13 protein-coding genes are annotated in these 12,190 nt (G+C 56.8%); 7 read left to right on the top strand and 6 right to left on the bottom strand.

Features of this window, described 5'->3' with window-relative positions; all coding sequences use genetic code 11:
- Positions 1 to 68 precede the first annotated feature (68 nt).
- Positions 69 to 758, top strand: a complete 690-nt coding sequence (locus GS636_RS08500; protein WP_171669141.1) for a DUF2971 domain-containing protein — start codon at positions 69 to 71, stop codon at positions 756 to 758.
- Positions 759 to 1,040: 282 nt separating this feature from the next.
- Here GS636_RS08500 and GS636_RS08495 read toward each other — a convergent pair whose 3' ends face one another.
- A complete protein-coding gene (locus GS636_RS08495) occupies positions 1,041 to 1,427 on the bottom strand; it encodes a hypothetical protein (RefSeq protein ID WP_171184062.1) in 387 nt (128 codons plus the stop codon).
- 462 nt (positions 1,428 to 1,889) lie between these two features.
- Here GS636_RS08495 and GS636_RS08490 point away from each other — a divergent pair, with 462 nt between their 5' ends.
- Both GS636_RS08490 and GS636_RS08485 read left to right on the top strand, forming a co-directional pair.
- A complete protein-coding gene (locus GS636_RS08490; protein ID WP_171093536.1) occupies positions 1,890 to 2,096 on the top strand; it encodes a cold-shock protein in 207 nt (68 codons plus the stop codon).
- Between the two features lie 163 nt (positions 2,097 to 2,259).
- Complete coding sequence (locus GS636_RS08485; protein WP_171647348.1) at positions 2,260 to 2,814, top strand: L,D-transpeptidase; 555 nt, start codon at positions 2,260 to 2,262, stop codon at positions 2,812 to 2,814.
- A gap of 6 nt (positions 2,815 to 2,820) precedes the next feature.
- On the opposite strand, the gene GS636_RS08480 is transcribed toward GS636_RS08485, so the two are convergent.
- Complete coding sequence (locus GS636_RS08480; protein ID WP_371808709.1) at positions 2,821 to 3,483, bottom strand: arylesterase; 663 nt, start codon at positions 3,481 to 3,483, stop codon at positions 2,821 to 2,823.
- A gap of 27 nt (positions 3,484 to 3,510) precedes the next feature.
- On the opposite strand from GS636_RS08480, the gene GS636_RS08475 reads away from it, so the two are divergent.
- Both GS636_RS08475 and GS636_RS08470 read left to right on the top strand, forming a co-directional pair.
- Positions 3,511 to 4,206: an ABC transporter ATP-binding protein gene (locus GS636_RS08475; RefSeq protein ID WP_171669140.1), complete on the top strand. Its 696-nt coding sequence runs from the start codon at positions 3,511 to 3,513 to the stop codon at positions 4,204 to 4,206.
- Entirely contained in the window at positions 4,203 to 6,731 is a 2,529-nt protein-coding gene (locus GS636_RS08470) for an ABC transporter permease (protein WP_171669139.1), read from the top strand. The genes GS636_RS08475 and GS636_RS08470 overlap by 4 nt, the downstream gene beginning before the upstream one ends.
- Before the next feature lie 2 nt (positions 6,732 to 6,733).
- On the opposite strand, the gene GS636_RS08465 is transcribed toward GS636_RS08470, so the two are convergent.
- Complete coding sequence (locus GS636_RS08465; RefSeq protein ID WP_171184054.1) at positions 6,734 to 7,180, bottom strand: Rrf2 family transcriptional regulator; 447 nt, start codon at positions 7,178 to 7,180, stop codon at positions 6,734 to 6,736.
- A gap of 93 nt (positions 7,181 to 7,273) precedes the next feature.
- Between GS636_RS08465 and GS636_RS08460 the strand changes: the two genes are divergently transcribed.
- Entirely contained in the window at positions 7,274 to 7,885 is a 612-nt protein-coding gene (locus GS636_RS08460) for a gamma-glutamylcyclotransferase family protein (protein ID WP_171669138.1), read from the top strand.
- Positions 7,886 to 7,911: 26 nt separating this feature from the next.
- On the opposite strand, the gene gltX is transcribed toward GS636_RS08460, so the two are convergent.
- Positions 7,912 to 9,237: a glutamate--tRNA ligase gene (gltX, locus tag GS636_RS08455; protein WP_171669137.1), complete on the bottom strand. Its 1,326-nt coding sequence runs from the start codon at positions 9,235 to 9,237 to the stop codon at positions 7,912 to 7,914.
- Between the two features lie 141 nt (positions 9,238 to 9,378).
- On the opposite strand from gltX, the gene GS636_RS08450 reads away from it, so the two are divergent.
- Positions 9,379 to 10,311, top strand: coding sequence for an MBL fold metallo-hydrolase (locus GS636_RS08450; RefSeq protein ID WP_171669136.1), 933 nt, complete (start codon positions 9,379 to 9,381; stop codon positions 10,309 to 10,311).
- A 4-nt stretch (positions 10,312 to 10,315) separates the two neighbouring features.
- Here GS636_RS08450 and GS636_RS08445 read toward each other — a convergent pair whose 3' ends face one another.
- Positions 10,316 to 11,647 (bottom strand): FAD-binding oxidoreductase, encoded by a 1,332-nt coding sequence (locus tag GS636_RS08445; protein ID WP_171669135.1) that lies wholly within the window; start codon positions 11,645 to 11,647, stop codon positions 10,316 to 10,318.
- A gap of 138 nt (positions 11,648 to 11,785) precedes the next feature.
- Positions 11,786 to 12,010: a hypothetical protein gene (locus tag GS636_RS08440; RefSeq protein WP_171093553.1), complete on the bottom strand. Its 225-nt coding sequence runs from the start codon at positions 12,008 to 12,010 to the stop codon at positions 11,786 to 11,788.
- Positions 12,011 to 12,190 lie beyond the last annotated feature (180 nt).

Genomic DNA, 12,190 nt, shown 5'->3' with positions numbered 1-12,190 from the left:
TGCCTGCCAAACTTGAGCATGATTGCTTTAGGCAACCTCCAAACCCACGTAGTCGGGTTTGGAGGTACATGGACCTGGCCAAGTTTGTGTCGCTTCTTACAACAAGAGCGATGTTCTTTACTCGCGCGGACAAACTTGGGGACAATTTTGAAGGATCTTTGACCAGCGCCACTATCGCTGCAATCGCGACTGTTTCGGAACAGATCATTTCTGAGGCAGAAGACAAGAGCTTTCCAAACGGAACACCCGAACAGCAAATTCGAAATGCATTCAAACAATTTCCAAAAGAGAATTTCGTTAGTTGCTGGCATTTGAATGACCATGAATCAGCCGCAATGTGGAGGCTGTACTCACTCTTAAATCAAGGCCTCGCCATCCAAACTACGTACGAAAAATTGGCTGCCGCTCTGCCTGAAGAGATTTTTTTGGGAGGTGTGATATATGCTGACTACGAAAATGTCGTCATCCCGTTTAACAACACACTATGGCCTGTGATGCACAAAAGGATGAGCTTTCGACACGAGAATGAGGTGAGGGTAGTTTTCCCGAGTTTTGGGAAAACCCCGAACAGCGACAGAATTAATGAGGTCGACTATGGTGTGCAAGTTACGGTTGATCTGAACGAGCTTGTAGAAAGCGTCTTGGTACATCCTGAAAGCCCTAAATGGTTCTTGGAAGTCGTTGCTTCACTCGTGAACCGATACGGCATGAAAGCCGATGTTCAAAGGTCGAGACTGTCCGAAGCACCTATTTTGTAGCAAGCGTAGGATGGGTGCTTGCACCCATCGCGCCTCAATCCCAATCTACCTCATCAAATGATGGGTGAAATCACCCATCCTACGGTTCCCCGAACGCCCCTTCCGTCCCACAATCGCGCCACTCCGGATCAACTCTACTCGCGCGAATATCGCGATGTATCGACGAACAAGGCCAATCGGTTGGATGCCATCCAGCCAAATTTAAATGCATTAAGACCCCTCCGAGCAACCAAACTCCGGCGCCCCAGTCAAAACTCTAATGGATGATCGCAGTTGCAGCCCTTAAGCTGACCGGTTTCCGCGGAGTTTGCCCAGACCAAACAGCCCGGCCAAAGCGCCGACCAGCAGCAACCAACTGGCTGGTATCGGAACAGCCGAAAGGTTCGCCTGCGCCAAAGTGCCTTCCGTCATGCCACCCTCTTGATCTGTACGTTCCCCCAACAATTCCAGCTCTTCAAAATACCGATTTTCGTCATAGGGTTCAGAGATCAGGGGCAAACCGGGGTTTTCCCATTCCAACTCTTCTTGATGTCTTTCGCTGTCAAAGCCCGAGAGAAGCTCAGACCTAACTTCATCATCCACATTCACGCTTTCCGCCCCATCCAAGGTGGTCAATGCTTCTGATGCTCCGGCCCAGAACAGAACCGCCAATGTGCAAATAACTCTCATAAACGCCCCCACGGCACTGTAATTAATTATAGCATTTCAGCGTCATTTTTCAAATATCTCAATAATTGAGTTGAAATGGAGACTTATAAGATAAAAGGATACCGTCCTAACAAGACGACTCTGATCCTGTGCCTCAAAGGGCCGCAAGCAAAGCTGCGATTCTCAATAGACTCGTTATGCGTTTATTCGGAAACGGGGATAACCACCGGTCGTATGAGCCGGGCACGGCAATTCCCACCCTTTGATCAAAAACCCCTTGAAACACCGCAATAGGCTCTGGGGCCAAGGTTCAATCCAGGCGATCATCCCTTGCCACATGGCCACCTCAATGCCATATGGAAGGAGCTTACGTTTTTCTATTTCGACCCACTGTCTCCTTTTACGGCGCTCAGTCTATCGATCCAGACAACGACGCCAGGCTGCCGCATCCCCGTGGGCAGCACCAAACAGGAGACAACGGACATGCCCGCAGGCACCGTAAAATGGTTCAACACCACCAAAGGCTACGGCTTTATCGCACCCGAAGATGGCGGCAAAGACATCTTCGTTCACATCTCGGCTGTCGAACGCTCGGGCCTGACCGGTCTGGCCGACAACCAGAAGGTCACGTATGAGCTGCGCGCTGGTCGTGACGGCCGTGAAAGCGCCGACAACATCCAGCTGGCCTAAGCCAGTCTAAGGGTAAGGCATGGCCTTGCCCTTTCCCTCCTGCTCGCCTGCGTGGCGACCGGAACACATCACGACCACGTGATGTTTGCCCCAGAATTGACCAAATATCATATCATACTGAAACTGTTCTTAAGTTTCATTGGTCATTCGATGAGGGTTTTCGATGTTTACACGCCGTGTTTTTCTGGCCGGAACAGCAGCCAGCCTGTTGCCGGGAATCGCCAGCGCCAAGAAAGCGGTCGAGTATGATCCGACGCCGCAATTCGTGCGCATCAAAAAGCAATTTGTGCCTGGGCAGCTTCTGGTCGCCCCCCGCTCGTTCTATCTTTACTACGTGACTGAGCCTCGCAAGGCGATCCGCTATGGCTGTGGGGTCGGCAAGGCGGGATTGGAGTTCACCGGGACAGCGACGATCGCCGTGAAGAAGGAATGGCCGACCTGGCGCCCGACCGACGAGATGATCGAACGCGACCCGGTGGCCTATGCAAAGTTCAAGGACAATGACTATGTCCAACCCGGTGGCGGAGATAACCCTTTGGGCGCGCGAGCGCTGTATCTATTCCAGAACGGCGTCGACACGTATTTCCGCATCCATGGCACAACGCAGCCGCAAACCATTGGTCATGCAGTGTCAAACGGGTGCGTCCGTATGCTGAACGAACATGTTATTGACCTATACAATCGTGTCCCAATCGGAACAGTGGTCACTGTCGTCTGATCAAAGTCAGGGGGCCGCTGCCTGCCCTACAAGCTCCAGAACGGACGGACCCAGCGCATCCACAATCAGGGCGACTCCGTCGGCATTTGGATGAATGCCGTCGGCCTGCATGAACTGCGACACTGCGCCGGGATCGCCCTCGGCTGTCAGCCCTTCAAAGAAACTGCTGACAAACAATGCTCCAAAGTCCTGGGCCAATTCGGGATACATGGCGTCAAAAGCCTGCTTGTACTCGGCCCCATAGTTGCCGGGGGCCTGCATACCGATGAGCAGAACGGCGACATCACCTGCCCGTGCAACCTCAAGGATTTTGCTCAAATTGGCCCTCGATACGGCAGGATCGATCCCGCGCAGCAGGTCATTTCCCCCCAAGGCAACGATCATTCCATCCACGTCCGGTGTCAGGGTCCATTCCACCCGCGCGGCCCCACCCGCCGTTGTGTCACCCGAGACACCGGCGTTGATCACCTGCACATCCGCTCCTTGGCCCTCAAGCCAACGGTCAAGCTGAGGAACAAACCCGTCTTCTTCCACCAGCCCATAGCCTTGCGTCAACGAATCCCCCAAGGCGGCAATCACCACTTGCTCGGCTGTGGCCGTGAAACCGCAGAAGATAAACAGACCTGTCATCAAAGCCTTGCGCAAAGTGGTGATCGCTCCATATCCCAAAAGACCGCTCCTTAATCGGGTAAACCTATGACGTCTGCTGTTCTCACTCTCCAAAATGCTGCTTTGTCACTGGATGGCAATGCCGGACGGGTCGATATTCTGCATGACATCACGTTGTCTGTGACCAAGAGTGAGACACTGGGCCTGATTGGGCCGTCCGGCTCGGGCAAATCTTCACTGCTGATGTTGATGGGTGGGTTGGAACAAGCGACCAGTGGGCAGATTACCGCGTTGGATCAGGACCTGACCAGCATGGACGAAGATGCTCTGGCCCGCTTTCGACGCAACAACATGGGCGTGGTGTTTCAGAATTTCCACCTGATCCCGACCATGACTGCGCTTGAGAACGTGGCTACGCCGCTGGAATTGGCAGGCCACAAAGATGCGTTCGATCGTGCCGAGGCTGAGCTGGAAGCTGTTGGCCTGTCGCATCGGCGCGATCATTACCCGGCGCAATTGTCGGGCGGTGAACAGCAAAGGGTGGCACTTGCACGTGCCTCAGCGCCGCGCCCCAAGATTTTGTTGGCGGACGAACCGACTGGGAATTTGGACGAAACAAATGGCGCCGCGATTGTCGATCTGTTGTTCGGACTGCGCCAGAAATATGAGGCCACGCTCGTACTTGTCACCCACAGCCGTTCTCTGGCGGAACGCTGTGATCGTGTCGTCCGTTTACGCGATGGACGGATTGCAGAAGAAACCCTGCAGGAGGCCGCCGAATGAGCCTGCGACTGGCGGGGCGGCTCGCCCGACGCGAGTTGCGCGGCGGCTTGCGGGGATTTCGGATCTTTCTGGCCTGTCTGGCCCTCGGCGTCGCTGCCATCGCAGCCGTCGGGTCGGTACGGCAAGCCATTCAAACCGGATTGGCGCAGGAAGGTGCTTCGCTTTTGGGCGGCGATGCGCAGCTTGAGTTCACTTATCGCTTTGCCGACGAGGCGGAGCGCGCCTGGATGCAGCAAGCATCCGAGCAGGTGTCCGAAATCGTCGATTTCCGCTCGATGGCTGTTGTGCCCCGTGCCGACGGACCGGAGCGCGCACTTACCCAGGTCAAGTCCGTTGACACTGCGTATCCCCTGATTGGTTCGGTTAAGCTTGAGCCAGACATCACGCTGGATGACGCTCTAAACGGGACATCCGGCTTGCCCGGAGCAATTATGGAGCCCGTGCTGATCGACCGGCTTGGGCTGACTGTCGGTGATCGCTTCAAGCTTGGGACACAGGAATTTATCCTGACAGCCGCATTGGTGAACGAACCCGACAGCGCGGCAGGTGGGTTTGGCCTTGGACCGCGCACATTGGTTCGAACCGAGGCGCTACAGGCGTCCGGGTTGTTGGAGCCCGGGACTTTGTTCTCAACCAAATACCGTTTGAACCTGCCAGACACGATTGTTCTTTCCGAAATCGCCGCCGAAGCTGACAAAGCCTTCGACGGCACGGGAATGCGATGGAGCGATGCGCGCAACGGTGCCCCCGGTATTTCCGAGTTTGTCGGTCGCCTCAGCGCCTTTTTGGTTCTTGTTGGTCTGTCGGGCCTTGCCGTAGGTGGTATCGGAGTTTCTGCCGCCGTGCGCGCGTACTTGAGCCAAAAAACGGAAACCGTGGCGACCCTGCGCACTTTGGGGGCTGATCGAGCGACGATTTTTCAAACCTACATGCTTCAGATCGGCGTGCTGTCTGTCATCGGAATTGCGCTCGGCCTGGCGCTGGGTGGGCTGGCTCCGCTGCTTCTGGCGCCTCTGTTGGAAAGCCAGTTACCGGTTCCGGCAGTATTCTCGCTCTATCCGCAACCACTGATTGAGGCCGCAATCTATGGGCTGCTCACCGCATTTCTGTTCACGCTTTGGCCATTGGCCAGAACCGAGGACGTGCGGGCCGCAACCCTGTTTCGCGATGCGCTGAGCACAGCCCGAGCGATCCCACGCCCGATCTTTGTCATCGCCACAGGAATTGGACTTGTGTTGCTTGTCACCGTTGCCGCCTGGTTCAGTGGATCCACCCGATTGACCCTTTGGACAAGCGGCGGGCTTGTGGGCGCGTTGGTTTTGCTGACCCTCTCAGCCTATGCCATTCGCAAACTGGCACGGGCCGGAGCGCCTCTGGCACGCGGCCGCCCCGCCCTGCGATGGGCCTTGTCCGCCATTTCAGACCCGCGTGAAGGCGCAGGCTCGGTTGTTCTGTCGCTCGGTCTGGGCTTGTCCGTTCTGGCCGCCGTTGGACAGATCGACGGAACGCTACGCAACGCGATCTCTGGCAATCTACCGGACGTTGCGCCCTCATATTTCTTCGTGGACATCCAGAAAGATCAAATGCCAGGCTTTACCGACCGCCTGACCTCGGACCCTGCCGTCAGCCGCATCGAAAGCGCGCCAATGCTGCGCGGGATCATCACGCAGATCAATGGCCGCCCTGCCCGTGATGTGGCTGGTGATCATTGGGTGCTCGAAGGCGACCGTGGTGTTACCTACTCCGCTCAGCCCCCGGCAAACGCAAACGTAACCGACGGGGAATGGTGGGCCGAGGATTATTCGGGCACGCCCCAAGTCAGCTTTGCCGCAGAAGAAGCAGCCGAAATGGGCCTGCAACTTGGCGACCAACTGACCGTCAATATCCTTGGTCGCGACATTACGGCAGAACTGACATCCCTGCGCGAAGTGGATTTTTCAACCGCAGGCATGGGATTCATCATGTCGATGAACCCCTCTGCACTGTCCGGTGCACCGCATAGTTTCATCGCCACTGTCTATGCTGAAGAGCACGCCGAGGCCGCCATCCTCCGGGATCTCGTAGGCCAGTTCCCCAACATCACGGCCATTCGCGTACGCGATGCCATCGACCGCGTTTCAGGGCTGTTGGCAGGGATAGCCGCCGCCACATCTTACGGCGCAGGCGTGTCTTTGCTGACCGGATTTCTGGTCTTGATCGGAGCCGCAGCAGCGGGCGAACCTGCCCGCAGATACGAAGCGGCAATCCTGAAAACCCTCGGGGCCAATCGGGGCCGCATCCTGCGCAGTTTTGGCCTGCGCTCTGTCTTACTGGGGGCCGCCGCGGGCTGTGTTGCCTTGCTGGTCGGCATTCTGGGCGGCTGGGCCGTTGCCACCTATATATTCGAGACGGATTTTGCGGTCATCTGGTCTTCGGCCTTCGGCATTGTTCTGGCCGGGATCGGTGTCACACTCTGCGCAGGTCTTGCCTTCGCGCTGCGCCCGCTTTCGGCCCGACCGGCCCGCATTTTACGCGCCAGCGACTGAGTTCAGCGCACACAGGCCACGGGCTGCAGAAGCTTCAGCAACGGATCGTTGTCACAAACCAAGGCATCCAGCGATACATCATCAAGTGAAGCGTAAAATACCTCGGCCGCGTCTTGCAGCGCTAGCCGCAACCGACAGGCATCCGTCAAGGGGCAGGTATTGTCCGCATCCGCAAAACACTCGGCAATGGGCAAGGCCCCTTCAACATGCCTAAAAACGGCACCGATCCGAATTTCTTCCGCCGGGCGCGCCAGGGACATGCCGCCATTGCGACCCCGTTGCGTGCTCAGATAGTTCAACTGGCTCAGTTGATTGATCACTTGTGCCAAATGGTTTTCCGAGATGTTGCACACTTCGGCAATCTCCGCCTTCGTGACCAACCTGTCCGGGTGCGCTGCGCAGTACATCAACAGGCGCACAGCGATATTCGTCCGTTTGGTAATCCGCATGAGGGCCTCCCTGAATTCTAGATGCAGCCTTATTGCATGTCCGGGAAAAAAGCGGTTTGACATACATCAATCGATCAAAAGGACGCCTTATCCATGCCTGACCCCTATTTCTTTGGCTATGGCAGCCTTGTGAACCTCGCCACCCATGATTTTCCCGACCCGCGCCCTGCGAAATTGAAAGGCTGGAAACGGGCATGGCGCCATACCGATCTGCGTCCGGTCGCGTTCCTGACCGCAATTCCCGACCCCGAGTCCGAGATCGAAGGCATGATCGCCCATGTGCCTAAAAACGACTGGGCCGCACTGGATCAGCGGGAATGGGCCTATGACCGGGTTCCGGCAACAAATTCGATTTCACACACCCTGACGCATGATGTCGAAATCGCGGTTTATGCGGTGCCCCATGACCGGCACACCGCGCCCAGCAATCACCATCCCTTGCTGCTCAGTTATATTGATGTCGTTGTGCAGGGATACCTGAGGGCGTTTGGACAAGATGGTGCGGACCGGTTCTTTGCCACAACCGACGGCTGGGACGCGCCTGTCGTGAATGACCGGGCCGAGCCGAAATATCCCCGCCACCAACAGCTCAAACCTGACGAAACAGCGTTTGTAGATAACCGCCTGGAACGCGCATCAGTGAAGATTATCCAACCACACCAACAAAAAGAGGCAGACGATTTGCCTGCCTATTTCAAATTCTAAGCTCACATAGTTTCGGTACGGGGCGATCAGCCCCGTGCGCGGATCACTTGCAGCAAGGGCAGCAGAGCCGCCATTTCCGGCCCCCGCTCCATCCCAGTCAGGGCTTTGCGCAGCGGCATGAACAGGCCTTTGCCCTTGCGGCCTGTCGCCTCTTTCACCGCTTTGGTCCAAGTACCCCAGGTCTCGCCATCAAACGGGCCGTCGGGCAACAAAGCGATCGCCTCGGCAATAAATTCGCGATCTTCATCGGCAATCAGAGGCTCGGCCCCATCGCGGCACAGTTCCCACCAGCCTTTCAGATCGGCCAAGGTGGTAATGTTTTCGCGCGCCATGGCCCAGAAGGGTTCCGCCAAATCAGCCGGAACGCCAGCATCCTCTACCGCATCAGCGACATCTGACAGCGGCAGCGATTGCAGGTGCTTGGCGGTCAGCGGGAACAGGTCCTGTACGTCGAACTTGGTTGGTGCCGCACCAAACCGGTTCACATCAAACCCTTCGATCAATTCTGCCATGTCCGAGCGTAACTCAACCGGATCGGACGACCCCAAACGCGCCATCAGGCTTAACAAGGCCATCGGCTGCACGCCCTGTTCGCGCAGGTCGCGCAACGCCAGCGTGCCCAAACGTTTCGAGAGAGCCTCACCTTGCGGGCCGGTCAGCAGCGAGTGGTGGGCAAAACGGGGGCACTGTCCGCCCAGCGCTTCGATGATCTGGATCTGCGTTGCAGTGTTGGTCACATGGTCCGATCCCCGCACCACATCGGTTACACCCATTTCGGTATCGTCCACAACGGACGCAATTGTATAAAGCACCTGACCGTCACCACGGATCAGCACAGGGTCAGAAACTGAAGCAGCATCAATCGAGATGTCGCCCAAAATGCCGTCATTCCATTCGATGCGCTCATGATCCAGCTTGAAGCGCCATACACCGTTGCCACGTTCTGCGCGTAGGGCGTCTTTTTCGGCATCTGACAGGTTCAGCGCGGCCCGGTCATAAACCGGTGGCTTGCCCATGTTCAATTGCTTCTTGCGTTTCAGGTCCAGCTCGGTCGGCGTCTCAAACGCCTCATAGAACCGACCCATTTCACGCAGCTTATCGGCGGCTTCGGCATATCGGTCCAGACGGTCCGACTGTCGCTCGACCTTGTCCCAATGCAGACCCAGCCACTCCAGATCCTGCTTGATGGCATCGACATATTCCTCTTTCGAGCGCTCGGGATCGGTGTCGTCAATACGCAGGATGAATGTACCGCCAGCCTTGCGGGCGATCAGATAGTTCATCAGGGCGGTGCGCAGGTTGCCCACATGGATGTAACCGGTGGGCGACGGGGCGAAACGGGTGGTTGTCATGGATGTCTCCTGTTGGCGCGGCTCTTGTCACAGGATCGGCTATTTGTCCAGTCGGCAGACCTGTTCACAGCAACGTCAGGTGGCAAGTTCACGCATAGGACCTATCTAAAGAATTGCTGGCACAGACAGGGAGACCCCAAAATGACTATCAAACTGACCCGCCGGGCTGCACTTGGTGCGGCAGCGGCTTTACCTTTTGCCTCTGCCGCTACGCCAATTCTGGCTGCGGGAACTGAAACCAAAGCGAAATCAACCATCGCCAGATCGTTTGCTCTGGGTGACTTCACTGTCACCACATTGTTGGACGGCAGCGTCCCCCGTGATGACGCCAAAGCGCTGTTTGGCCAGGACGTGTCAGATGAAGATTTCGCAAAGGTATCCGCCGAAAACTTCATCTCACCCGACGTGGCGCAGTTCTTCTTCACCCCGACGCTGGTCAATACAGGATCCGAACTTGTTCTGTTTGACACTGGTTTGGGACAAGGCGGTATTCAGACAGCTTTGGCCGATGCGGGCGTCACGCCCGATCAGATCGACGTGGTTGTTATCACTCATATGCACCCCGACCACATTGGCGGCATGACCACAAATGACGCGCCTACCTTCCCGAATGCACGCTATGTCACGGCATCGTCCGAATACGATTTCTGGTCCAGGATGGAAGCCGGAAACCGTGTCGGCGACATGGTCGCGGCCAAGGTCACGCCATTGGCCGAAAAGATGAGCTTTATCGAGGACGGGGGCGAAGTGTCGTCTGGCATCACAGCCATCGCTGCTTATGGACATACGCCCGGTCACACGGTTTTCCATCTCGAAAGCAACGGTCAGCGGCTGGTTCTGACGGCCGATCTGGCCAACCACTATGTCTGGTCGTTTGCGCATCCAGAATGGAGCTTTAGCTTTGACGCCGACAAAGAGGCTGCGACCGCAGCGCGGCGCAACGTTCTGGGCATGCTGGCCGCAGATAAGGTGCCGATGATCGGCTATCACATGCCGTTTCCAGCTGCTGGCTTTGTAGAGACACGTGGCGAAGGCTTCCGCTTTGTTCCGGTCAGCTATCAGATGATGGGCTAAGCCACTAATACCCCGGATCCGGTCGCACTTTCGAACCGTCGGTGAACCGCGACAGGCGAAACGTGGCCGGATCCACGCAAGGCGTCGTTTCAGCGACAAGATCGGCGATCAATCGCCCGGCACCTGGACCAATGCCAAATCCATGGCCTGAGAATCCTGTGCCAATGAAAAGACCCGGCAACTCATCCACACCTGAGATCACCGGAATGGCGTCAGGCGTAACGTCGATCATTCCGGCCCAACTTTGCACAACTTCGCTGTTAACCAGCGCCGGGAACCCCTTACAGGCGCGGCCCCAAGCGTGCCGCAACGTTTTCTGCGATGGCTCAGGGTCCAAAATTCGGCACTGCTCGAACGGCGTCACATCGGTGGGCAGCCAGCGCCGATCGTGTCGCGCTTCGATCGTCCAGCGTTTGGACAAACGAAAACGCAGAGACTTCCACTCTTGCGCAAAGGCAGGAAGAAACTGCCTCGCAAGCCGGAAACTGTCGGGCACGATGTCCACTGTGTTTTCGTGGCCAGACGCGATGGTATAGCCGCCGTCAGCGCGCTTGCGGATGGCAAAATCGTCGGACCACAACGCGGGTCCAGGCCCATCGTGCACGGGAGATGTGCGAAGGACCGTGTTCAAAACCTTGAGTTGCGGCACTGCGACACCTGCGTTGCCTGCAAACAACCGCGACCAGGCCCCACCAGCCAGGACAACCCGGTCACAGGCCACTTTTCCACGTTCTGTAAAGACACCCGCGACACGCCCCTCACGAGTATCCAAACTACGTACGGCGCATTGCGTCATGATCACTGCACCCCGGTTTCGTGCAGCCTCGGCAATGGCCGGGGCAGCCCATTGCGGCTCGGCCCGACCGTCCTGCGGCATGTGAAGCGCTGTTGTCAAACCTGTTTGGTGCCCTTGCAGCAAATCGGAAAGCTCACCGCCGGACACCATCCTGGCCCCGGTCTGCAATCCCTCAACATGGCGCATCCACTTTTGCAGGTTGGCTGCGTCTCTTGCGCCAGAGGCCCCAAAAAGGATGCCGGATTGGGTATAGCCTGTTTCGCGCCCCAAACGCTCGTCCAGCGTTTGCCAGATGCGCAACGCCTCTTGCATCAGGGGAATTTCCCTTGGGTCTCGCATACCCAGACGCACCCAACCCCAATTGCGCGAACTCTGCTCTGCTGCAATCTGACCCTTTTCACACAAAAGAACAGAAGCGCCGCGTTCAGCCAGCTCTAATGCTGTTGAAACGCCAATGATACCTCCGCCAATGACGACAACATCCACACGTTTGGGCAGGGCCAGATCAGATTCGACGGGGGTTGGTTTCGGTGCGGTCATCAACAGGTCTTACATCAGTCGCTTGGACCAGTATGGAGACCTGCCTACCGTGGATAAGCAATGTGAATTCCGAGCGCTCTTGCAGTATTTTCGACACCTGTGGCCCAGGTGCCGAAATCAGTGTCAGCAAAAAGCGTATTAAGCCGCGCCGGACAACTCTGCCCATTTCTGGCGCAGGATCGCAGACAGCCCGCTTTGCTTACGCGCGGCCTGTGCAGTCACATCTTTCTGAGGCAGCAATCTTGGAAACTCTGTGCGGAAATGGGCGGCGGCTTGCTCGTCCAATTCCCGCTGCTCGTCCAGCATATCGGCTATTGCTGCATCCAACTTTTCTTCATTCAGCTCCTGAGGCGGAGATTCCATCGTCCGCATTCGCATAGGAGCATGAAGCGAATTGTCATATTCCTTGTACATTTTACCACCACACCGTTCACTCAGACATCCAACCCGGGATGCGTCGCTCGTACCGCGAACCAATTTTACGCGTTCCGATTAAATTGCGTCGCACCCGCCCCACATCGGGCAACTTCTAAGCAAAAATGT

Origin of the sequence: Ruegeria sp. HKCCD4884 (genome assembly GCF_013110855.1) — a bacterium.
Classification (GTDB): domain Bacteria; phylum Pseudomonadota; class Alphaproteobacteria; order Rhodobacterales; family Rhodobacteraceae; genus Ruegeria.
Note: the sequence above shows the minus strand (reverse complement) of the source record. Positions and strands in the feature narration are given on the sequence as shown.